The sequence below is a fragment of the Microbacterium sp. UBA1097 genome, assembly GCF_002313585.1.
GTDB lineage: Bacteria > Actinomycetota > Actinomycetes > Actinomycetales > Microbacteriaceae > Microbacterium.
On the sequence record NZ_DCBW01000016.1, the window covers coordinates 189,709 to 189,946 of the forward strand.

At 68.9% G+C, this 238-nt stretch carries 1 pseudogene; it reads left to right on the forward strand.

Going from position 1 to position 238, the window contains the following annotated elements:
• Positions 1–238: pseudogene (locus B4F19_RS05025) on the forward strand (F0F1 ATP synthase subunit alpha); the annotation flags it as partial.

The window sequence follows — 238 nt, forward strand, 5'->3', positions numbered from 1 at the left end:
GCCCTGAACCTCGACGAGCACGAGATCGGTGTCGTCGTCCTGGGCGACTTCGCCGGCATCGAGGCGGGTCAACAGGTCACGCGCACGGGCGAGGTGCTCTCGGTTCGCGTCGGTGACGGATACCTCGGTCGCGTCGTCGACCCGCTCGGTAACCCGATCGACGGTCTCGGTGAGGTCGCCACGGAGGGTCGCCGCGCTCTCGAACTGCAGGCACCGGGCGTCATGCAGCGCAAGAGCG